Annotated in this window: 21 protein-coding genes; 19 read left to right on the forward strand and 2 right to left on the reverse strand. The window is 47.4% G+C overall.

The window, feature by feature from the left end:
- Positions 1-18 precede the first annotated feature (18 nt).
- From yfmF to RB160_RS02190, 18 genes are all read left to right on the forward strand, one after another.
- Positions 19-1305, forward strand: a complete 1287-nt coding sequence (gene yfmF, locus RB160_RS02105; RefSeq protein ID WP_316568546.1) for an EF-P 5-aminopentanol modification-associated protein YfmF — start codon at positions 19-21, stop codon at positions 1303-1305.
- Positions 1298-2599, forward strand: a complete 1302-nt coding sequence (gene yfmH / locus RB160_RS02110; protein WP_316568547.1) for an EF-P 5-aminopentanol modification-associated protein YfmH — start codon at positions 1298-1300, stop codon at positions 2597-2599. The genes yfmF and yfmH overlap by 8 nt, the downstream gene beginning before the upstream one ends.
- Before the next feature lie 147 nt (positions 2600-2746).
- Positions 2747-3469 carry an elongation factor P 5-aminopentanone reductase gene (gene ymfI / locus RB160_RS02115; protein ID WP_316568548.1) on the forward strand — a complete coding sequence of 241 codons (723 nt, stop codon included), beginning with the start codon at positions 2747-2749 and terminating at the stop codon, positions 3467-3469.
- Between the two features lie 81 nt (positions 3470-3550).
- Positions 3551-3808: a DUF3243 domain-containing protein gene (locus tag RB160_RS02120; protein ID WP_316568549.1), complete on the forward strand. Its 258-nt coding sequence runs from the start codon at positions 3551-3553 to the stop codon at positions 3806-3808.
- Between the two features lie 152 nt (positions 3809-3960).
- Positions 3961-4752: a DUF3388 domain-containing protein gene (locus RB160_RS02125; RefSeq protein ID WP_316568550.1), complete on the forward strand. Its 792-nt coding sequence runs from the start codon at positions 3961-3963 to the stop codon at positions 4750-4752.
- 12 nt (positions 4753-4764) lie between these two features.
- The gene (locus RB160_RS02130) at positions 4765-5679 is read left to right on the forward strand and encodes a helix-turn-helix domain-containing protein (RefSeq protein WP_316568551.1); all 915 of its coding nucleotides are present in this window, start codon (positions 4765-4767) and stop codon (positions 5677-5679) included.
- A 58-nt stretch (positions 5680-5737) separates the two neighbouring features.
- On the forward strand, positions 5738-6316 hold the full coding sequence (gene pgsA / locus RB160_RS02135; protein ID WP_316568552.1) for a CDP-diacylglycerol--glycerol-3-phosphate 3-phosphatidyltransferase: 579 nt from the start codon (positions 5738-5740) through the stop codon (positions 6314-6316).
- A gap of 31 nt (positions 6317-6347) precedes the next feature.
- The gene (locus tag RB160_RS02140) at positions 6348-7589 is read left to right on the forward strand and encodes a competence/damage-inducible protein A (protein WP_316568553.1); all 1242 of its coding nucleotides are present in this window, start codon (positions 6348-6350) and stop codon (positions 7587-7589) included.
- A 282-nt stretch (positions 7590-7871) separates the two neighbouring features.
- Positions 7872-8915 carry a recombinase RecA gene (gene recA, locus RB160_RS02145; protein ID WP_316568554.1) on the forward strand — a complete coding sequence of 348 codons (1044 nt, stop codon included), beginning with the start codon at positions 7872-7874 and terminating at the stop codon, positions 8913-8915.
- 544 nt (positions 8916-9459) lie between these two features.
- Positions 9460-11022, forward strand: coding sequence for a ribonuclease Y (gene rny, locus RB160_RS02150; protein WP_316568555.1), 1563 nt, complete (start codon positions 9460-9462; stop codon positions 11020-11022).
- A gap of 183 nt (positions 11023-11205) precedes the next feature.
- Positions 11206-12003, forward strand: coding sequence for a TIGR00282 family metallophosphoesterase (locus RB160_RS02155; RefSeq protein WP_316568556.1), 798 nt, complete (start codon positions 11206-11208; stop codon positions 12001-12003).
- 173 nt (positions 12004-12176) lie between these two features.
- Positions 12177-12437 carry a stage V sporulation protein SpoVS gene (gene spoVS / locus RB160_RS02160; protein WP_010193268.1) on the forward strand — a complete coding sequence of 87 codons (261 nt, stop codon included), beginning with the start codon at positions 12177-12179 and terminating at the stop codon, positions 12435-12437.
- 155 nt (positions 12438-12592) lie between these two features.
- Positions 12593-13516: a dipeptidase gene (locus tag RB160_RS02165; protein ID WP_316568557.1), complete on the forward strand. Its 924-nt coding sequence runs from the start codon at positions 12593-12595 to the stop codon at positions 13514-13516.
- Between the two features lie 295 nt (positions 13517-13811).
- Complete coding sequence (locus RB160_RS02170; RefSeq protein ID WP_316568558.1) at positions 13812-15545, forward strand: 2-oxoacid:acceptor oxidoreductase subunit alpha; 1734 nt, start codon at positions 13812-13814, stop codon at positions 15543-15545.
- Complete coding sequence (locus RB160_RS02175) at positions 15546-16412, forward strand: 2-oxoacid:ferredoxin oxidoreductase subunit beta (RefSeq protein WP_316568559.1); 867 nt, start codon at positions 15546-15548, stop codon at positions 16410-16412. It begins immediately after the preceding gene.
- A gap of 352 nt (positions 16413-16764) precedes the next feature.
- Positions 16765-18324, forward strand: a complete 1560-nt coding sequence (gene miaB, locus RB160_RS02180; protein ID WP_316568560.1) for a tRNA (N6-isopentenyl adenosine(37)-C2)-methylthiotransferase MiaB — start codon at positions 16765-16767, stop codon at positions 18322-18324.
- Complete coding sequence (locus tag RB160_RS02185; RefSeq protein ID WP_316568561.1) at positions 18325-18759, forward strand: YlbF/YmcA family competence regulator; 435 nt, start codon at positions 18325-18327, stop codon at positions 18757-18759.
- A 1199-nt stretch (positions 18760-19958) separates the two neighbouring features.
- Positions 19959-20504, forward strand: coding sequence for an outer spore coat protein CotE (locus tag RB160_RS02190; protein ID WP_316568562.1), 546 nt, complete (start codon positions 19959-19961; stop codon positions 20502-20504).
- Between the two features lie 150 nt (positions 20505-20654).
- Here RB160_RS02190 and RB160_RS02195 read toward each other — a convergent pair whose 3' ends face one another.
- The gene (locus tag RB160_RS02195) at positions 20655-21650 is read right to left on the reverse strand and encodes a 4Fe-4S binding protein (protein WP_316568563.1); all 996 of its coding nucleotides are present in this window, start codon (positions 21648-21650) and stop codon (positions 20655-20657) included.
- 152 nt (positions 21651-21802) lie between these two features.
- On the opposite strand from RB160_RS02195, the gene RB160_RS02200 reads away from it, so the two are divergent.
- Entirely contained in the window at positions 21803-22006 is a 204-nt protein-coding gene (locus RB160_RS02200) for a hypothetical protein (protein WP_316568564.1), read from the forward strand.
- Between the two features lie 56 nt (positions 22007-22062).
- On the opposite strand, the gene RB160_RS02205 is transcribed toward RB160_RS02200, so the two are convergent.
- Positions 22063-22503: a hypothetical protein gene (locus tag RB160_RS02205; protein ID WP_316568565.1), complete on the reverse strand. Its 441-nt coding sequence runs from the start codon at positions 22501-22503 to the stop codon at positions 22063-22065.
- Between the last annotated feature and the right edge of the window lie 179 nt (positions 22504-22682).

Here is a 22682-nt window from a genome sequence, read left to right on the forward strand (position 1 = left end):
CCAAAGGAGGCCTAAAACATGAGCTTATTGCCTGAACAAACGTTTTCCATGCAGGGATATACCCTTCATGTAACAAAGACGGAAAAGTATAAAACGAATGCGATTGTTTTAAAAATGAAAGCGCCCTTAAGTGAGGAAACGGCCACACTAAGGGCCCTTCTTCCGCATGTCCTGCAAAGCAGCTCGGCCGCATACCCCACGACCACTTTGCTCAGGTCGTATCTCGATGACCTTTATGGAGCGGTCTTAAGTGTGGACCTTGCTAAAAAGGGAAACTCGCATATCATTACGGTTTTCATGGAAATTGCGAATGAAAAATTTCTTTCGGACCAGGCTCCGCTATTAAGAAAAGGAATGGAGCTACTGAGGGAAATCATCCTTAACCCGCTTCTTGAAGGGGAAGGATTTCACCGTGCGACAGTCGAAAAGGAAAAGCGGACGCTGAAACAAAGAATCCAGTCAACGTTTGATGACAAAATGCGTTATTCAAGCTTCCGGTTGATCGAGGAAATGTTCAAAGGGGAACCTTATGCGCTGAACGTGAACGGACGAATTGAGGATATCGACGCGATTACCCCTGAACGCCTGTATGACTATTACCGAACAGCCCTTTCCGAGGATGAAATGGACATATACATTGTCGGTGATGTCGAGGATGAAACGGTGAAAGGCATAGCCGGAGAACTTTTCCACTTTGAAAAGAATGAAGCAAAAACACCGGCAAACGCGCCTCTTTCGAGAAATGGGGAGCCAAAAGTGATTAAGGAAGCGCAGGATGTGAAGCAGGGCAAGCTGAACATCGGTTACAGGACAAGTATCCTCTATGGAGATCCGGATTATCATGCGCTTCAGGTTTTCAACGGAATCTTCGGAGGCTTTTCCCATTCGAAATTATTTATTAATGTTCGCGAGAAGGCAAGCCTCGCTTATTACGCCGCAAGCAGGCTTGAGAGCCATAAAGGCCTGATGCTCGTCATGTCGGGAATCGACCTGAAAAATTTCGACCAGGCCGTCGGGATCATCAAGGAACAGATGGAAGCGATGAAAAAAGGCGATTTCACGGATGATGAGCTTGAACAAACAAAGGCGGTTATCGTGAACCAGCTTCTTGAAACAATTGATACGAACAGGGGCATCGTCGAAGTTCTTTACCACAATGTTGCTGCCGGAAAAAGCATTCCTTTTGACAGTTGGATCAAGGGCATGCAGGAAGCGACCCGCGACGATATTGTTGCAGTCGGTGAGAAAATCGAACTTGATACGATTTATTTTTTAACTGGAAAGGAGGATGCCAATAATGGATAAAATCCAGTTCGGCCAATTAAACGAAGAACTTTATTACGAAAAAATGCCGAATGGGCTCGATGTGTATATCCTCCCGAAACAAGGGTTCAACAAAACATATGCCACATTTACGACTAAATACGGTTCGATCGACAACACATTCAAGCCCCATGGCAAGGACGAATTCGTCAAGGTTCCGGATGGGATTGCCCACTTCCTCGAGCATAAGCTGTTTGAAAAGGAAGACGGCGATGTGTTCCAGCAGTTCAGCAAACAGGGGGCGTCCGCGAACGCGTTTACTTCCTTTACAAGGACCGCCTACCTTTTTTCAAGTACGTCCAGAGTGGAAGAAAACCTGGAAACGCTCATTGATTTCGTCCAGGATCCGTATTTTTCCGAAAAGACGGTTGAAAAGGAAAAGGGGATCATCGGCCAGGAAATCACGATGTACGATGACAATCCGGACTGGCGCCTCTATTTCGGCCTTATTGAAAACATGTACCATGCACATCCTGTTAAAATCGATATCGCGGGAACGGTTGAATCTATCGCGAAAATTGATAAAGATATGCTGTATGAATGCTACTACACTTTCTACCATCCGGCGAACATGCTGCTGTTCATTGTCGGTCCGGTTTCACCGGAAAAGATGATGGCCCAGGTGAGGGAGAACCAGGCCCGGAAACAATTTACCGACCGTCCTCCTGTAGAAAGAAAGTTTGAAACGGAGCAGGCAGGAGTCGCGAAGGCGAAGCAAGTGTTGAAAATGAACGTCCAGACGCCAAAATGCCTTGTCGGGCTTAAGGCCGCGCATGCTGATACAAAGGGTAGGGAAATGCTTGTACAGGAATTGTCGGTTAATTTGCTGCTAGATATCCTTTTCGGAAAAAGTTCCGAAAACTATATCCGCCTTTATGATGACGGGCTCATTGATGAAACGTTCTCGTTCGATTATACTCAGGAGCAGGGATTCGGGTTCGCGATGATTGGCGGCGATACGGCAAACCCTGATGGGCTGGCTGACGCATTGAGGGTAATCCTTGAGCAAACAAAGGATGGCAACATATCCGAGGAGCAGCTTGAGCGGGCAAAACGGAAAAGGATTGGTTCGTTCCTGAGGGCGGTCAATTCGCCTGAATTCATCGCCAACCAATTCACCCGGTATGCTTTTAATGAAATGGACCTGTTCTCTGTCGTGCCGGAGTTGGAGAAAATCACGGTCGATGACATCCGAAACGTAGCAAGAGACCTTTTTTCGGAGGACCGTTTTTCAGTATGCCAGGTATTGCCTGGCGGAAGCACTCAGGCAGGGTAAGCAGTGAAATCGGCTGCTTGGCACAGGGACTTATCCTCCCTTTAGTCAGGAAAAGCACGATTAGCCTCACAAGTTTTAAAATCACGAAAAGCGCCGATTCTGGCGCTTTTTTAGAGAAATAAGGTTAACTGGATTGGGGTTGGAGAAATGCGGGAATTCGCATTGATCACAGGTGCGAGCGGTGGAATCGGCCAGGCAATCGCAGCTGAACTTGCCGCACGTGGCTATAATTTATATCTACATTACAATTTGAATAAGGAAGCGGTCGACCGCCTGTCAGCCAAGCTTTCAGTGCATGGAGGGGAATACGTGCCTGTACGGGCTGATTTTTCAAAGCAGGGGGGATACAAGGAATTGCTCCCGAGCTTAGTTGGGGTTAATGCGATTGTGCATTGCGGCGGAACAGCCGCATATGGGTTATTCCAGGACATGGAGGATGAAGAGGTGGCCAGCCTTTTCAATATCCATGTCCTAAATCCAATCCTGTTGACAAAAGCGTTAATTCCGGCACTTTTAAAAAAGAAAACGGGCGGAATCGTCTTTATTTCATCCATTTGGGGACAAACAGGGGCAGCATGTGAAACGGTTTATTCCGCTGCGAAAGGCGCGCAAATTTCGTTCGTTAAAGCATTGGGAAAAGAGCTTGCACCGAGCGGGATCAGGGTGAATGCGATTGCGCCAGGTGCCGTGGAAACTGCAATGCTTTCGGGGTTTGCCCCGGAGGAAGTGGAGGCGCTGACAGGGGACATCCCGATGGGCAGGCTTGGCCGGCCTGAAGAAATCGCCAATGCAGTGGCCTTCCTGCTTTCAGGTGAGGCATCTTATATTACGGGGCACATTCTGTCCGTCAATGGCGGATGGTATACGTGATGTAGCCTTGAAAAATTCAGGTATATTTTCGTCCTCCCTCCGGAAAACTAACCTTGTATTATGAAAACAGGAGGGAATATGATGTCTGTACTTGATAACTGGAAACAGTGGGAAGACTTCCTCGCAGACAGGCTTCACCAAGCCCAGAACGAGGGTGTCAGCAAAGAGGTTGTTTCGGATTTGGCCTATCAGATTGGCGATTATCTCGCAAATCAGGTTGAACCGAAAAACGAGCAGGAAAGGATCCTTGCCGATCTTTGGTCTGTAGCTGACAAGGATGAGCAGCAAGCCATTGCCAACATGATGGTCAAGCTTGTCCAAAATAACGGTACCCGCTAAAAGAGAGGACACCCTCTCTTTTTTGCTTTTTCCGGGAAGAATGGTGGAAACATCGTTGCATATTGTTTTTCCTTTCATCTTCTAACAAAATCATATAATATAGGTTTAGATAATATGATGAAATTTGTCAGAAGCTCGGCCAGGAGGTAACTATGGCAATGAAAGAATGGTACGTGGAATACGAAATCAAACAAAACCGGCCTGGCTTGCTGGGCGATATCTCATCTCTTCTTGGCATGCTCTCCATCAATATTGTAACGATCAATGGAGTCGACCAGGGCAGGCGCGGCTTGCTTATCCGCGCCGAAAACGATGACTTGATTGAGCGCCTTGAGTCGATTTTGCACACAATGGATACAATAAAGGTAATCAAAATCCGTGAACCGAAGCTAAGGGACCGGCTTGCTGTCAGGCATGGACGTTACATCCAGCGCGACGCCGATGACAAAAAAACGTTCCGGTTTATAAGGAATGAGCTTGGTGTCCTCGTTGATTTCATGGCCGAATTATACAAGCAGGAAGGCCACAAATTAATAGGGATTAGGGGAATGCCCCGGGTTGGAAAGACGGAATCGATTGTCGCTGCAAGTGTTTGCGCCAATAAAAGGTGGCTCTTTTTATCTTCAACCCTTTTAAAACAAACAATCAGGAGCCAGCTGCTTGTAGACGAATACGGCGAAAACAATATCTATATCATCGATGGGATTGTTTCGGCCAAAAGGGCAAACGAAAAACACTGGCAGCTTGTCCGAGAAATCATGCGCCTGCCCGCTGTCAAGGTAATCGAGCATCCGGATATTTTTATTCGGAATTCGGAATATACTATGGAGGATTTTGACTATATCATTGAACTCCGTAATGATGCTGACGAAGAAATTACTTATGATGTGGTCGATAAGGAAAACGAACCGTTTGCATCCGATTTTGGAGAATTCAATTTTTAATAAGGTTGGAAGGTGTTTGAATTGACTGAATTGGGAAACCGATTGAAGGAGGAACGGCTTGCGAAGGGCCTGAGCCTTGATGACCTCCAGGCAGCAACCAAGATACAGAAAAGATATCTTGCCGGCATAGAGGAAGGGAACTATTCCAGCATGCCCGGCGACTTCTACGTCCGCGCATTTATCAAGCAATACTGTGAAGCAATCGGCCTGAATGCGGACGAAATTTTCGATACATACAAGGGGGACATCCCTTCCCCATACCAACAGGATCTCCCCGAGCAGCTTTCACGTGTGAAATCAAGGAAAGGGCTAACCGATGGCGGTTCCAGAATTTTTGAGATCCTTCCGAAAATATTGGTATGGGTGGTTGTATTGGGAGTGTTCGCGCTGATTTATTACTTCGTCCAACAACAAAACGCCGGGAATGATTCCAGCTCGGCCGATGGCGATACCAAGGCCCCAGCCTCAATTGTCGGGCCTGATACAAATGAAAAAGAAGATGAACAGGACGACCAGCCGGATGCAGGCAAAGATGAGGGCGAAGAAGAAAGCCAGCAAGAAGAAGAACCCGACGAGCCCGAGACCCCTGCACAGGAAATAGCAGTGGTGAAAACCGAAGGGCGTAATACGTCCTATGATTTGAATAACGCGGAAAAATTTGAGCTGAAGGTAGTTTCCAAAGGTGAAACCTGGGTAAGTATAAAAAATGGCAGTGGCAAGACTTTCTTCCAGGGAATATTGGCTGTTGGCAAACCGGAAAGCGAAAAAACAGTTGATTTTTCCAATGAAGCGGAAGCGGTATTAGTCGTCGGGAATACTGTTGATACGGATATCTTTGTGAATGGGCAGAAGCTGGAATATGCTGTGCCGCCAACAGATAGGGTCCGGCAGGATATTACGATCCGCTATAACAAAGGGAGCGAATAGTCATCCTGTATGATGGCTATTTTTTCTCGCCTTAATCAATAACCTTGGAGGAAAGCAAATGAATGTACCTAATAAGATAACCATCTCGAGAATTTTCCTAATCCCTTTATTTATGATTATTGTACTCGCCCCGTTTGATTGGGGAACGGTCAGCCTTCTCGGAGCGACAATGCCCGTCACCCACCTGGTTGGTGCGCTGCTGTTCATCGTTGCCGCAGCGACGGACTGGGTTGACGGCTTCTATGCCCGGAAATACAAGCTTGTCACAAATATGGGGAAATTCCTTGACCCGCTTGCCGACAAGCTGCTTGTTTCCGCGGCGTTGATCGTGCTTGTTGAACTGCAATTCGCGCCATCGTGGATTGTCATCCTGATTATCAGCAGGGAATTCGCCGTAACCGGATTGCGTCTCCTCCTCGTAGAGGGCGGGGAAGTCGTTGCGGCCAATATGCTTGGCAAAATTAAGACATGGGCGCAGATTGTGGCGATTTCGGCCTTGCTGCTCCACAACATTATTTTTGAAATGATATCCATCCCGTTCGATGATATCGCCCTTTGGGTAGCATTGTTTTTCACCCTTTGGTCCGGGTGGGATTATTTTGCGAAAAATATGCATGTCTTTAAAAACTCCAAATAAATGCTTTTATAGTTGAAGGTGTGATCGATGGGTGAATGCTGAAATTATTGCAGTCGGTTCCGAGCTTTTGCTCGGACAAATTACGAATACAAACGCTCGCTTCCTTTCCGGGCAGCTCGCGCTGATCGGTATCAATGTGTACTTCCATACAGTTGTGGGGGATAATCCAGGCCGTCTGAAACAGGCGCTCGAAATCGCCGAAAGCCGCTCCGACCTGGTGATCATTACTGGCGGTCTTGGCCCAACGAAAGACGATTTGACGAAAGAGACGATTGCCTCCCATTTAGGAGTAGGACTTGAAATGGATGAGGTGGCAATGGAATCGATCGAGCTTTTTTTCAAGCGGACCAACCGGGTGATGTCTGAGAACAACCGGAAACAGGCGCTTGTTTTAAAAGGTTCCCAGGTATTGCCGAATGATTACGGGATGGCGCCGGGGATGGTCCTTAAGAAAGGGGAAAAGCTTTATATGCTGCTTCCCGGGCCGCCGAGCGAAATGGAGCCGATGTTCCTCACGTACGGCATCAAGGCATTGACCAGCAGGCAATCCTCCCAGGAGCAAATTGTCTCCAGGGTACTCCGTTTCTTCGGAATCGGGGAAGCGATGCTTGAGAATGAAATTGAAGATTTGATTGACAGCCAATCAAACCCCACTATCGCCCCGCTCGCTTCGGAAGGGGAGGTCACTCTCCGCCTTACCGCCAAGCATTCGATTTTGGGAAGTGCCATTGAATTGCTTGATGAGACGGAAAAGAAAATCCTGGACAGGGTTGGCGATTATTTTTATGGGTATGACGATACTTCCCTGATGAATGAACTGGCCAAAAAATTGAAGGAAACAGGACTGACGATCTCCTGCGCCGAAAGCCTGACCGGCGGGATGTTCCAGGAGGAATTCACAAGCATACCCGGTGCCGGTTCAAGCCTTAAGGGTGGCGTCGTTTGCTACACGAATGAAGTGAAGGCAGGAATCCTTCATGTCAAAAATGAAACGATCGAAAAGGAAGGGGTTGTCAGCGCAAAATGCGCGGCGGAGCTTGCCGAAAACGTCGCCGGCCTGATGAATGCCGATATTGGGATCAGTTTCACCGGTGTCGCCGGACCGGATGAACTTGAAGGGAAGCCGGTCGGAACTGTTTATATCGGCATCAGCATGAACGGGAAGCCAGCCCATGTGGAGAAGCTGAATCTAGGTGGAGGAAGGCGAGCCAACCGAATCCGGACCGTTAAGTACGGCTGCCATTTTTTGCTGAAGCATCTGAACGAAGGGTGAGAAGCCTAATGGGGCTTCTTTTTCCATTTCTATAGGAAGATGAATTTTCAGATAATGGTGTAAAACAGCTGAACAATGGTGGCGATATCGGTTAAAATCCTCGTTTTCCTAGGAGATTCAGTTATTTTGGAGCCAGTTGCCTTCTGAAAAAAATCGAATAAATGTTCGTATTTTTACTGGACAAACGCAATGGAAAATTGTATATTATTTATAGAAGCAATTTGCTAGATTAGAGTCAATCGCTTATGCTTTTATATATATGATTTTGAAGGAGGAAACACAGTGAGTGATCGTCAGGCTGCCTTAGAAATGGCCCTAAAGCAAATAGAAAAACAATTCGGCAAAGGTTCAATTATGAAGCTCGGTGAAAAGACGGAGACAAGGATTTCCACAATCCCTAGCGGCTCGCTTGCACTTGATGCAGCCCTTGGGGTAGGAGGATATCCAAGGGGACGTATTATCGAAATTTATGGACCGGAAAGCTCGGGTAAAACGACAGTGGCGCTTCATGCAATCGCTGAAGTCCAGGCTGCTGGCGGCCAGGCTGCTTTCATCGATGCCGAGCATGCTCTTGATCCGGCATATGCGCAAAAGCTTGGAGTCAACATTGATGAGCTTCTTCTTTCCCAGCCGGATACCGGAGAACAGGCTCTTGAAATTGCTGAGGCCCTCGTCCGAAGCGGCGCGGTGGACATCGTTGTCATCGACTCCGTTGCTGCATTGGTTCCAAAAGCTGAGATTGAAGGGGAAATGGGAGACTCACACGTCGGTTTGCAGGCCCGCCTTATGTCCCAAGCACTCCGCAAACTATCCGGGGCAATCAATAAATCGAAGACGATCGCCATTTTCATCAACCAGATCCGTGAAAAAGTCGGCGTCATGTTCGGAAACCCTGAAACAACTCCCGGCGGCCGCGCGCTGAAGTTCTATTCTACGATCCGCCTCGAGGTACGCCGTGCCGAGACATTGAAGCAGGGCACTGATATGGTTGGAAACAAAACAAAAATCAAGGTTGTCAAAAATAAAGTCGCGCCTCCGTTCAGGACAGCGGAAGTCGATATTATGTACGGTGAAGGAATCTCCAAGGAAGGCGAGGTCATTGACATTGGCTCCGAACTGGACATTGTCCAAAAGAGCGGCTCCTGGTATTCCTATAATGAAGAGCGAGTTGGACAAGGTCGGGAAAATGCGAAAATTTTCTTAAAGGAAAACCCTTCTGTCCTTCGTGAGATTCAGCAGAAAATCCGCGACCATTATGGCCTGGACGGCGAAAAGACCGTCACGGAAGAGGATGACGATCCAGAACAGTTTGAACTGATTGATTAACGCTCAAAAGCAAAGCCATAGCGGCTTTGCTTTTTTGTCTTCTTAGTAGATTATACAATTGAATATTGAGAAAAACTCGAAATAAATTATCGTAATCCAGCTCCACAAGGAAAGCTATGGCAGCATAGCATCGCACGAAGGAAAAGTGTTTTTCTTTTCCGAGGAGCGCCTAGCCCCTCGAGGTCATAAGCCGGTTCCCTCCGGAGGGCAGGCCCGTCCTCGGAAATGCTCGCATTTCCTTCGTGCGTGGGCGAATTCAGGGATGCCATTCAGTGTCCTGCGGGCCCCGTCTTATGCTGGTCGGGGCTGACCAAGGCGCCTGCGCATTTTGTTCCTTGCCCTGTATATTCCAGATTATTGAAATGGGTGAAAGGACAAACCCTTGACAATAAATATTGACAGCTATACAATTAACATTGTATATTTTACATTTTTGGTAATTTTACATGTTAAAAAGCCTTGGTGCTTGCTGTATGTTGATTGACAATGTACATGCCGACACTTGAAAATGTAACAAAAGTTCATAGCAAGAGGAGGTGTAACGATGGATCCAATTACTATCATCATCTCCATTTTGCTTGGCCTATTCGTCGGTGCGGTTGTTGGCTATTTTATTCGTAAATCCTTTGCGGAAAAACAAGTAGCTGGAGCAAAAAGCGAAGCAGCCCTGATTCTTGAAGATGCGAAGCGTGATGCGGAAGCCTCCAAGAAGGAAGCATTGCTTGAAGCGAAGGATGAAATTCACAAGCTTCGGACAGAAGCTGAACGTGAGATTCGCGAACGAAGAAACGAACTGCAAAAACAAGAAAACCGTTTACTGCAAAGAGAAGAAAATTTGGACCGGAAGGATGAAACGCTCAACAAGCGTGAAATTCTTTTAGAGAAGAAGGATGATTCTCTTAACCAAAGACAACAGCATATTGAACAGATGGAAAGCAAAGTGGACGAGATGGTACGGGCCCAACAGGTTGAGCTTGAGAGGATTTCAGGCTTGACCAGGGAAGAAGCTAAAGCGATTATTCTGGACCAGACAGAGAAAGAACTTGCCCATGACATGGCCATGATGATCAAGGAAACAGAGAACCGCGCGAAAGAGGAAGCTGATAAGCGGGCAAAGGAAGTCCTTTCCCTCGCAATCCAGCGTTGCGCGGCCGACCATGTGGCAGAAACCACTGTATCAGTTGTCAACCTTCCGAATGATGAGATGAAAGGCCGTATCATTGGCCGTGAGGGACGGAATATCCGCACCCTTGAAACATTGACAGGTATCGATTTAATTATCGATGATACCCCAGAAGCGGTTATCTTATCCGGGTTTGACCCAATCCGCCGCGAAACTGCCCGCCTAGCGCTTGATAAGCTCGTGCAGGATGGACGGATTCACCCGGCGCGTATTGAAGAAATGGTTGATAAGGCACGCCGTGAAGTCGATGAGCACATCCGTGAAATCGGCGAGCAGACGACGTTCGAGGTCGGAGTCCATGGATTGCATCCTGACTTGATCAAGATTCTCGGACGACTGAAGTTCCGTACGAGCTACGGACAGAACGTGCTCAAACACTCAATGGAAGTGGCCCACCTTTCTGGCCTGCTGGCCGCTGAACTTGGGGAAGACGAGACATTGGCTCGCCGCGCGGGACTGTTGCATGATATCGGAAAGGCAATCGACCATGAAGTGGAAGGAAGCCATGTTGAAATCGGTGTGGAACTTGCTACGAAGTACAAGGAACACCCGGTTGTCATCAATAGCATTGCTTCCCACCATGGAGATAAGGAGCCTACTTCCGTTATCGCCGTCCTGGTAGCAGCAGCTGATGCATTGTCAGCCGCACGCCCTGGCGCACGGAGTGAAACGCTTGAAAATTACATCCGCCGCCTGGAAAAATTGGAGGAGATTTCCGAATCCTATGATGGGGTCGAAAAATCATTCGCCATTCAGGCAGGGCGTGAAGTAAGAATCATGGTTAAACCAGAGGCGATCGATGACTTGGCAGCCCACAGGCTGGCAAGGGATATCCGCAAACGGATCGAAGAAGAGCTTGATTATCCGGGACATATTAAAGTAACGGTCATCCGTGAAACCCGGGCAGTGGAATATGCTAAGTAAAAAATGGACAGCGGCAGTCATGCCGCTGTCTTTCATTTTTAACGGCGACATGATTTCTGACAAACAGGAAATCGGGACAAAGAGTCGGTTTTAGGAGCGAGATGAGTCCCGTAAGAGTGGGATAAGAGGTACGGTTATGTGATACAATGAGGAAAAAGTCAAAAATTAGCATTGGAGATTAACATGAATATATTATTTATTGGTGATGTGGTAGGATCCCCGGGCCGGGACATGGTAAAGGAATACCTGCCGAAGCTTAAAGAAAAATACAGGCCTCATCTAACGGTAATAAACGGGGAAAACGCCGCGGGAGGCAAGGGGATTACGGAAAAGATATACAAAGGATTCCTTGAGTCTGGCGCTCAGGCGGTTACACTTGGGAACCATGCGTGGGACAACCGGGAAATCCTCGAATTTATTGACCGGGCAAAAAATATGGTCAGGCCCGCAAATTTTCCAGAAGGAACTCCGGGAAAAGGAATAGCCTATGTGAAAATTAATGAGCTGGAGGTTGCTATCATTAATTTGCAGGGCCGAACGTTCTTGCCGGCAATCGACTGCCCTTTCAGGAAAGCGGACGAACTGGTGGCCGAAGCGGGGAAAAGGACCCCGTTCATATTCGTTGATTTCCATGCCGAAGCAACAAGCGAAAAACAGGCGATGGGCTGGTATCTTGACGGACGTGTATCGGCAGTGGTCGGTACGCATACACATGTTCAAACGGCCGACAACCGCATTTTGCCGGGAGGGACGGGTTTTATAACGGATGTGGGGATGACTGGGCCGTATGACGGTATTTTGGGCGTTGAGAGGGATGCAGTGTTGAAGCGGTTCCTAACATCCATGCCTGTCAGGTTCGAGGTGCCAACAGAAGGGCGGTTCCAATTATCCGCCGTTTCCATCGAACTCGACCGGAAAACAGGAAAGGCAAAGAAAATTGAGAGGGTCCTTATCAACAGTGACCATCCTTTTTACTCTTAACACCATTGGCCACTAGCTTCAGGATTGGCGAAGGACAAGAAGGGTGAGCGAAATATCCTCCAGTACGGAATATGTCCCATTGGCTATGAATATAGTATGAATGGAATGATATATACCTGATTTGTCCATGAGCTGCTCATGCGGGATCGGGATTATATGAGGAGGAGCTAGGAATGGAAATATTAAAAGTTTCAGCAAAATCTAATCCTAATTCTGTAGCTGGTGCGCTTGCCGGGGTCCTGCGAGAAAGAGGCGGAGCGGAAATCCAGGCGATTGGTGCAGGTGCATTGAACCAGGCTGTAAAAGCAGTAGCGATTGCAAGAGGGTTCGTGGCACCTAGCGGAGTGGATTTGATTTGCATCCCTGCATTTACGGATATCCTCATTGATGGGGAAGAACGAACAGCCATTAAATTGATTGTGGAACCACGGTAGGCCAAAAAAGAAAAGGTGGCCTTCCGGGCCGGATGACGATTCACTTCATTGGGGAAAAACAAAATTACCGCAAAAACCTGTTTGGTTTTACCAGGCAGGTTTTTTCATGCCATAATAGAAAGTGGGATTGAACCTGAAACGAGGAGATGGCAAGCATGAAAATTTTTGACGCGCACTGCGACGTCCTGTTAAAGCTTTTTGAGGACAAAACAATCAATTTTAAGGATTCACCGAGCCTCCAGGCCAATTTTTATGGAATGCAGAAATCGGGTGTGAAGCTCCAATGCTTTGCGATTTACGTTCCTTCCGAGCTTGAGAAGAATCGATTGTTCGATGCCGCGGAAGAGATGGCAACCATTTTTCATCAAAAGATCGTCGGAGAGAACGAAGGAATTGTCCACGTAAAGACACGGGAAGACATTGCCCGATTAAAGGAAAACGAAATGGGAGCGATGCTGACCCTTGAGGGCTGTGACTGCATTGGGAGTGACATTGAAAAACTGAAAACGCTCCTCGGCTATGGAGTATCGTCGGTCGGACTTACATGGAACTGGGCGAACGCGGTCGCTGACGGAGCAAAGGAGCCGCAGGGGAGGGGTTTGACAACGTTCGGGAAGGAAGTTGTCGAGTTGCTGAATGAAACGAAAACGTGGTGCGATGTATCGCATTTATCCGAAAGAGGATTTTGGGATGTAATCGAGCTCGCCGATTACCCAATGGCATCCCATTCAAACAGCCACACGCTTTGCCGGCACCCAAGGAATTTGAAGGATGACCAAATCCGCGCCTTAATCCGCAGGGACAGCGTAATGGGGCTTACCTTTGTCCCCTATTTCCTGAATGAGTCGGGGGACGCAGGAATAGGCGACATACTACGCCATCTCGATCATGTTTGTTCTCTTGGCGCCGAGGACCATGTAGGCTTTGGTTCCGATTTCGACGGCATTGAAAAAACGGTGGATCGGCTTTCTTCGGCTTATGAGTATTCCAATCTAGTAAATGAACTACAAAAACATTATTCCGAACGACAGGTTGAAAACTTCCTTTTTAAAAACATGGAGAAACGGCTCCCGAAGTAAAGCTTTTTTTTAAACTATTATCCGAAATTCCTCTGTCTTGGATGTGTCTTGAATTAAATTCGACAAACTTTTGAAATATAAAAAAATATTCGACATGAAAAACTTTACAAAGGGTTGCTTTTTTTTGAGCATAGGTCTAGAATTGATAGCGTTTAGTACCCCTCCAGATAGATTCCTAAAGTACTTGCTATCCTTAAGTTTCAAGCGTATTTATAGTGGTTTATTTGGAAAAGTGCTACACTTTAGTTGAAGGTCACTACTATAATTTTTTTACATATCCAAAGGGGTGTAAAGCATGATCAATCAACTTTCTTGGAAAGTTGGAGGGCAACAAGGGGAAGGTATTGAAAGTACGGGAGAAATTTTTTCTATCGCATTGAATCGTCTTGGTTACTATTTGTACGGGTACCGCCACTTTTCTTCACGAATCAAGGGTGGTCACACAAACAACAAAATCCGTGTTAGTACAACTCAAGTCCGGTCGATTTCAGATGACCTTGATATTTTGGTAGCTTTTGACCAGGAAACAATCGACTTGAACTACAAGGAATTGCATGGCAAGGGTGTTATTCTTGCCGATGCGAAGTTCAGCCCTAAAAAGCCTGAAGATACTCAGGCTGCAATGTATGCGGTTCCATTCACGGATATTGCTACTGAACTTGGCACGTCGCTAATGAAAAACATGGTGGCGATTGGTGCTACTACAGCGGTTTTGGATCTTGATATTTTAGTATTTGAAGAGGTTGTTCGCGAAATCTTTGGCCGCAAGGGTGACCAGGTTGTCGCGAAGAACATGGAAGCGATTAAAGCTGGATATGATTTCACGAATGAACAGCTTGCTGGCGTCCGCACGATGCAGCTTGGGAAAGCCGATGGAAAGAAGAGGCTGTTCATGATTGGAAACGACGCGATTGCATTGGGCGCACTTGCAGGCGGTTGCCGTTTTATGGCTGCATATCCAATTACGCCAGCATCCGAAATCATGGAATACTTGATCAAAAAACTGCCTCCGCTAGGCGGAACAGTTATCCAGACGGAAGATGAAATTGCCGCGGCTACGATGGCAATCGGTGCAAACTATGCCGGAGTCCGCGCGATTACAGCATCCGCTGGACCAGGGCTTTCGCTAAAAATGGAGGCAATCGGCCTTGCGGGTATAACCGAAACGCCGATCGTCATTGTCGATACACAGCGTGGGGGCCCGTCAACTGGCCTTCCGACAAAGCAAGAGCAATCCGACCTGATGCAAATGATTTACGGAACCCATGGAGAAATTCCAAAAATCGTACTTGCGCCAAGCACAGTACAAGAAGCATTCTATGATACCGCTGAGGCGTTGAACCTTGCGGAAGAATACCAGTGCCCGGTCATCGTCCTTTCTGACCTTCAGCTTTCACTAGGGAAGCAGACAGTGGAGCCGCTTGATTTCAGCAAAGTGGAAATTCGCCGCGGTAAGCTAGTAACCAGTGAAATTCCTGAAAACGATAACAAAGGGTACTTCAAGCGTTATGAAGTTACAGAAGACGGCGTATCTCCAAGGGTTATTCCTGGAATGAAAAACGGAATCCATCACGTGACTGGCGTTGAACACGATGAGACAGGCAAACCGTCCGAATCTGCAGCGAATCGGATTGCGCAAATGGACAAACGCTTCAGAAAAATCAAGAACATCCGTGTCAACACACCTGTTCATACGTATGCACCGCATGAAGAAGCAGATTTGCTGATCGTCGGTTTCAACTCGACAAGAGGCGCGATTGAAGAGGCGATTGGACGCCTCGAAGCGGATGGCCATAAAGTGAACCATGCGCATATCCGCCTGATCCACCCATTCCCAACTGATGAAATGCTGCCGCTTATGCGCTCTGCTAAACGGGTCATGGTTGTTGAAAACAATGCAACCGGACAGTTGGCTAATATTATGAAGATGAATGTGGGCCATGCCGAAAAAATGTACAATCTCTTAAAATATGATGGCAACCCATTCCTTCCTAATGAAATTTACACAAAAAGCAAGGAGTTGTTCTAAATGGCAACATTTAAGGAATTCCGCAACAATGTAAAACCGAACTGGTGCCCAGGATGCGGGGACTTTTCCGTGCAGGCTGCTATCCAGCGCGCAGCAGCAAACGTTGGCCTTGAGCCGGAACAACTTGCCGTCATTTCAGGGATCGGCTGCTCCGGCCGTATCTCCGGTTATATAAATTCCTATGGTTTCCATGGTATCCATGGCCGTTCGCTTCCAATCGCCCAGGGCGTTAAAATGGCAAACCGTGATTTGACAGTCCTTGCTTCCGGCGGGGACGGCGATGGTTTCGCTATCGGGATGGGACACACGATCCATGCGATTCGCCGTAATATCGACATTACCTATATTGTCATGGACAACCAGATTTACGGATTGACTAAGGGGCAAACTTCCCCAAGGTCCGCAGCTGGCTTCAAAACAAAGTCGACTCCAATGGGTTCGATCGAACAGGCTATCTCACCAATGGAAATGGCCTTGACAGCTGGTGCGACCTTCGTTGCCCAAAGCTTTTCAACTGACTTGAAAGACCTTACCGCATTGATCGAAGCAGGCATCAATCATAAAGGATTTTCCCTGATTAACGTTTTCAGCCCATGTGTTACGTACAACAAAGTAAACACATACGACTGGTTCAAGGAAAACCTGACGAAGCTAAGCGATATTGAAGGCTATGACCCTCATAACCGCGAGGCCGCGATGCAGACACTGATGAAGCATAACGGGTTGGTAACAGGCCTTATTTACCAAAACACAGAGCGTAAATCGTATCAGGAGTTGGTTACTGGCTATTCCGAAACTCCGCTTGCTACTGCCGACCTGAACCTTGATCAGGCTCATTTTGACAAGCTTGTCGCTGAGTTCATGTAATACAACCTTTGGAATTCTCGAACACCCCGCCTATTCTGCCGGGGTGTTTTCTTTTTGACTGGGCAGCGGGCTTTTTTACCAGGTAGGGACAATTCCCCGTACTATTGTTAAGCCAGGGAGGGAATAGAGCGGTATTTTCATATTAAGAGGGGCTGTGTCAGCGTTTTATCATGGTAACCTGGGAAGCTTGTTTATAGGCAGTTTTGTTTATCGTGTTAAGGTAGAACGACAATGCCCGTCGGGGAAGTTTCTATTGTTTTCGCTCTCCCAACCCTTTATACTATAGTAATGTGCAGATTTATATAAAAAGTGTATATTTCTAATAGAAAACCAGCAGGAAAGGAGCAGGACAATGAACGAAAATCAGCGTTTAGAATCCAGCCAGGCAAAAGCTGATAATTCAACGGACAAAAAATCCGCGAAGGATTACAGCAAGTATTTCGAAACCGTGTTTGTGCCGCCTTCCCTTAAGGACGCGAGAAAGCGCGGCAAGGAAGAAGTTAAGTACCATGATGATTTTTCCATTTCCGAGGAATTCCGGGGGATGGGCGAAGGCAGGAAGTTTTATATCCGTACTTACGGCTGCCAGATGAATGAGCATGATACTGAGGTAATGGCCGGTATTTTCATGGCGCTTGGCTATGAACCAACCGATAAGACCGACGATGCAGATGTCATCTTGTTAAACACTTGTGCCATCCGTGAAAATGCGGAAAACAAAGTTTTCGGTGAACTCGGACACTTGAAGGGCCTGAAAAAGGAGCGTCCTGACTTGCTCCTTGGAGTCTGCGGCTGTATGTCCCAGGAAGAATCCGTCGTCAACAAAATTCTGAAGACCTACCAGCATGTCGATATGATTTTCGGAACCCATAACATCCATAGGCTGCCAAACATCCTGAACGATGCGTATATGTCGAAGGAAATGGTAGTGGAAGTATGGTCCAAGGAAGGGGACGTTATCGAAAACCTCCCTAAAGTTCGCCGCGGAAACATTAAGGCATGGGTCAATATCATGTACGGCTGTGATAAGTTCTGTACGTATTGTATTGTTCCATTCACTCGTGGAAAAGAACGGAGCCGCAGGCCTGAAGATATAATTAAAGAAGTCCGCCAACTGGCTGCTGAAGGCTACCAGGAAGTTACGTTGCTCGGCCAGAACGTGAACTCTTATGGAAAAGATATAGAAGATATACAATATGGGCTTGGCGACCTTTTGGATGATATCCGTAAAATCGGCATCCCTCGTGTCCGTTTTACAACGAGCCATCCTTGGGATTTTGACGACCGCCTCATTGAAGTGCTTGCCAAGGGCGGGAACCTGATGCCGCATATCCATCTTCCTGTCCAGTCAGGGTCAACGGAAGTACTGAAAATTATGGGCCGGAAATATACACGGGAAGAATACCTTGAGCTTGTTCGAAAAATCAAGGCTGCAATTCCGAACGTCGCCCTGACAACTGACATCATCGTCGGCTATCCAAATGAAACGGATGAGCAATTCGAAGAGACAATGACTCTATACGAGGAAGTCGGCTATGAGTTGGCATACACATTCATTTACTCACCTCGTGAAGGAACCCCTGCGGCAAAAATGCAGGACAATGTTCCGTTGGATGTAAAGAAAGCCCGGCTTCAGCGTTTGAACAACCTTGTAAATGAGCTTTCGGCCAAAGCAATGAAAACGTACGAAAATCAAATTGTCGAGGTTCTTGTTGAAGGGGAAAGCAAAAACAATCCGGATATTCTCGCCGGTTACACAGACAAGAACAAGCTCGTAAACTTCAAAGGGCCAAAAACGGCAATTGGTAAAATCGTCAAGGTGAAAATCAACGAGACAAAAACATGGTCATTGAACGGCGAAATGGTGGAAGAATCAGCTGAAGAGGCTGTATCATTGGCAGAGGTGAATTAAATGGCGAAGTATTCTAAAGAGGATATCATTGCACGCGCGAAAGACCTTGCGAACATGATTGCTGATACGGAAGAAGTGGATTTCTTTAAAAAAGCGGAGGCCCAAATCCATGCAAATCCTAAGGTTCGCACCCTAATCGCGGACATTAAGGGACTTCAAAAGCAGGCAGTCAATCTCCAGCATTACGGAAAGCCTGAAGCGCTTAAAAAAGTAGAAGAGAAAATCGCTTCAATCGAACAAGAATTGGACGAGATTCCTGTCGTACAGGATTTCAAGCAATCCCAAGTTGAAGTCAATGATCTTCTTCAAATGATTGCGTCAACAATTTCAAATAAGGTAACAGATCTTGTAATCGAATCAACAGGCGGGGATGTTCTCCGCGGCGAAACTGGCGCGGCTGTTAATAGCGGTGCTGGCTGCGACCACGACCATTAATAGTTTGATGCATACAGGCAGGCTCAATTTTTGGGCCTGCCTTTTTGTTTAAGGAAACGTGATATTAGAAGGTCAAAACCCTAGGTTGTTACTGCTCCACCCGAGCGAATATCCGGTTTTCTTGTCAGGTAAAGCCCTGATTCGTGACAACCGGGAGCCAAACTCCGGTTTGGTTGTCACGCAAAGCCGTGATTCGTGACAACCGGGAGCTAAACTCCGGTTTGGTTGTCAGGCAAACCTGTGAATCGTGACAACCGGGAGCCAAAATCGTGTTTGGTTGTCAGGCAAACCCCTGATTCGTGACAACCGGGAGCCAAAATCGTGTTTGGTTGTCAGGCAAACGTCTAATTCGTGACAACCAGGCGTCGAAATCTTGTTTGGTTGTCAGGCAAACCTCTGATTCGTGACAACCGTGCGCCCAAATCGTGTTTGGTTGTCAGGCAAACCTGTGATTCGTGACAACCGGGCGGCAAACTCCGGTTTGGTTGTCAGGCAAACCTGTGAATCGTGACAACCGGGAGCCAAAATCGTGTTTGGTTGTCAGGCAAACCTCTGATTCGTGACAACCGGGAGCCAAAATCGTGTTTGGTTGTCAGGCAAACGTCTAATTCGTGACAACCAGGCGTCGAAATCTTGTTTGGTTGTCAGGCAAACCTCTGATTCGTGACAACCGTGCGCCCAAATCGTGTTTGGTTGTCAGGCAAACCTGTGATTCGTGACAACCGGGCGGCAAACTCCGGTTTGGTTGTCAGGCAAACCTGTGAATCGTGACAACCGGGAGCCAAAATCGTGTTTGGTTGTCAGGCAAACCTCTGATTCGTGACAACCGGGAGCCAAAATCGTGTTTGGTTGTCAGGCAAACGTCTAATTCGTGACAACCGGGCGCCAAAATCGTGTTTGGTTGTCACGCTAAGCCTGATTCGTGACAACCCGGAGCCAAAATCCCTATTCGTTGTCATTTAAAGAACTAAGCGCCAAAACCATTTGTGTTTTCACTCCAAGAAAGCCCCATGTTAATGAAAGCCAGGTTATTTTTCCGCCAATAACCCTCAGCAACCCATTCGATAGGAACTTATCAAATCAGGGCGCATATAATGAAGCATGCCTATACATTTATCCGATGCAATGTAAATTAAGTGCACCCAAGTCTGTACGAACGCATAGGATGAAGTGATACTGAATGAGGAGGGTTTGCTCGAATGGGAGATTATAGAGAGATAATTACAAAAGCAGTCGTCGCAAAGGGGCACAAGTTTACGCAGTCCCAGCACACGATCTGTCCGGCCCACAATCCATCCAGCATACTTGGCTGCTGGATTATCAACCATAAATACGAAGCGAAAAAAGTCGGCAAAACGGTTGAAATCCATGGCTCCTATGACATCAACCTTTGGCACTCGTTCAATGACAATACAAAGACAGAGGTTGTCACCGAACGAGTTCGCTATACGGATGTCATCAAGCTGAAATACCGCGATAAAGACTGCCAGGATGACGACGGCATCATTGCAAAAGTCCTTCAGCAGCCAAACTGCTGCGAAGCAGTCATCTCGCCGAGCGGAAACAAAATCATCGTCCACGTGGAAAGGGAGTTCACTGTCGAGGTAATTGGTGAAACGAAAGTCTGCGTAGCAATCAACCCAGATGGCTCCGGCGGCGGCGATGATGAATGGGATCTTGGCCTGGATGACGGGGAGTTTGAAGAAATCAATCCAGATTTCCTTGTCGGCTCGGAGGAAGAATAATCGTAAACTAGGAGGGTTTCTTCCTAGTTTTCTTCTTTTTGCGGCTCTTTGCGCCTAGTATGGTTTCTGGAACCGACGCATCCGTATTGCAAGGTAATTAAAGACCGATTCAACGGCGAAACCATGTTGAATCGGTCTTTAGCATTAACTTTAGCAGTAAGGGTTCAGGTAGCCGAGCGCTTTCCTGTTTTCACAGGCCATGCAGGTTGAATCCACCGTATTATTGTGTGTCCAGCTTTGATAGACGGTTCCACACTCGCCGCATACTCCTTGGGTGAGGGGGAGTTCCTCCTGTAAAGCCCGGTGTGCTTTCAGGCGGATACTAACCGCGCCAAAGCCGCATACATCGGTGCACAGGCCGCAGCCGTTGCAATAGCCGTGGTGAATTTCAAGAGTATTATCTTTTATAGTAAAAACGTGCTGTTTGCATAGCTTGAAGCAGGCTTGGCAAAGTGTGCATCTGCTTTGATCCAACTCAACATCATAAAGAGAAATTCCCGGGAACATCCCCACCATTCGAAAATCGGAATGATTAAAGCGCCATTTGGCAGGAGTGAGCGTTTTTGCCGCGGCTTTCGTGCTCTCCTGTAATGCATGATGGAAAAATCGCCTCCTTGAAACACCTCGTCCTGTAACATCGTGCCTAGAAGCTTCCATCCTTGAAACATCCCTTCCGGAAACAGCCCCTCTCGTAACGTCCCTCCCGATATCGGGTTGTGACTGAACGATGGTGAAAGGAGGCAGGCCGATGCCTCCTAGCAGGGAGTCCGCAATCTTCAGTGCATCCGGGTAACCGGGATTTTCCGTGCCGAAATAGAGTGTGTTGGCCCCTTTTTTATAAAAATACAGAAGCTCTTCGGCCATGGGGGGCGGGCCTTCTTCAAGCATTAGGACATTACCGATAACGTGGCGTTCGGGGGAGCGGCCATGGATGGCCTGGACAGGGCATGCCGGGATGCACTCTCCGCAGGTTGTGCATAAAGCGGGATCGATGGCTGCGCCAGCTTCCGAAATGGAAATGGCTTGTTCGGGACAGCTTGATATGCATTTTGCGCAGCTGCTTTTTGGGCTTACGGCGCGGAGGCATGAAGACGTTAGTTCGATTACTCCGGAGAGGCTTTCCAGCCATTTCGCTAAAAGTGACATCGGGCTCAGCTCCAGTCCCTTTTTCTTTAATTGTATACTGGCCAGAAGAGAATTTCCTGTTTATGCTCATTGTTTCACAAAATAGTCAAAGACTAACAATTAAATACATAAACGCGCTGCTTCATGGAAAGATAGGAGAAGGAGGTGCGCTGATGACCGAACCACATAAGCCGGGGAGCGAGCGGATGCCGGATTTTAAGGAGCTCGATGACAGGGTGATCGCCAAAGGGGCGAAGGGACCGATGCTAGTCATTAAGACGAATTTGGACCCGGACAGCCCGACGGAGGACAATCCATACTATGAAAACAAGAAGCTAACGGATAAGGAAAAGTTCGAGGAGTATTTTTCGGATTAATAACCAAAAAAGCAGCTGCCAGTGTGGCGGGCTGCTTTTGCTATTTAGAGGGATTTTTAAAAGTTAAAGGAAAGTTGGTAATAGTGTGCTTCCTGGTTGTGGTATAGCGGAATTTCGGAATAGAAGACGTCGTCGTCGCTGTGTTCGTCCGAATTGAAACCAGTTGCTTTGAAGTCGGGGCTTACCGACACAGGCCTTTTTTCAGTGCCTGTCGGGAATACGATTAAGTCGCCGGGTTTCACTTCAAGCTGGACTTTGCGCTCACTGCCAATTTCGAGGGCTGCGCTTCCCTGGATAACGCCGAGGACTTCATGGCTGGAGCGGTGGTTGCGATAGTATCCGGAGATGCCGTTCCTCCATTTGTCCATGAGCCGTTGTTCGTCGCCGCGTGTTGCGTCTTTCAGTGCGCCTGGATAGTAAAGGACCGGTCTTGCCGGTTTCCCGGGCACAAAACGATTTTCGAGCAAATAGATTACTTTTACATCAGAATACTTCATACCTGCCTACCCTCCTAATAATCAGCCATGATATGTACATCCGCTGTGAGTTGTTTAATCCCGCTTTTTTAAAAAACAGGCCTAATGGCTCGGGATGAAACGTCTAAGAAGGAAGTATCGCTTTAACCACTTGTTTCCCGGTTTGCTGGAATTTTAAACAATTTTCCATTTCATATAGG

The sequence above is a fragment of the Neobacillus sp. YIM B06451 genome, assembly GCF_032667185.1.
Lineage (GTDB): Bacteria > Bacillota > Bacilli > Bacillales > Cytobacillaceae > Bacillus_D.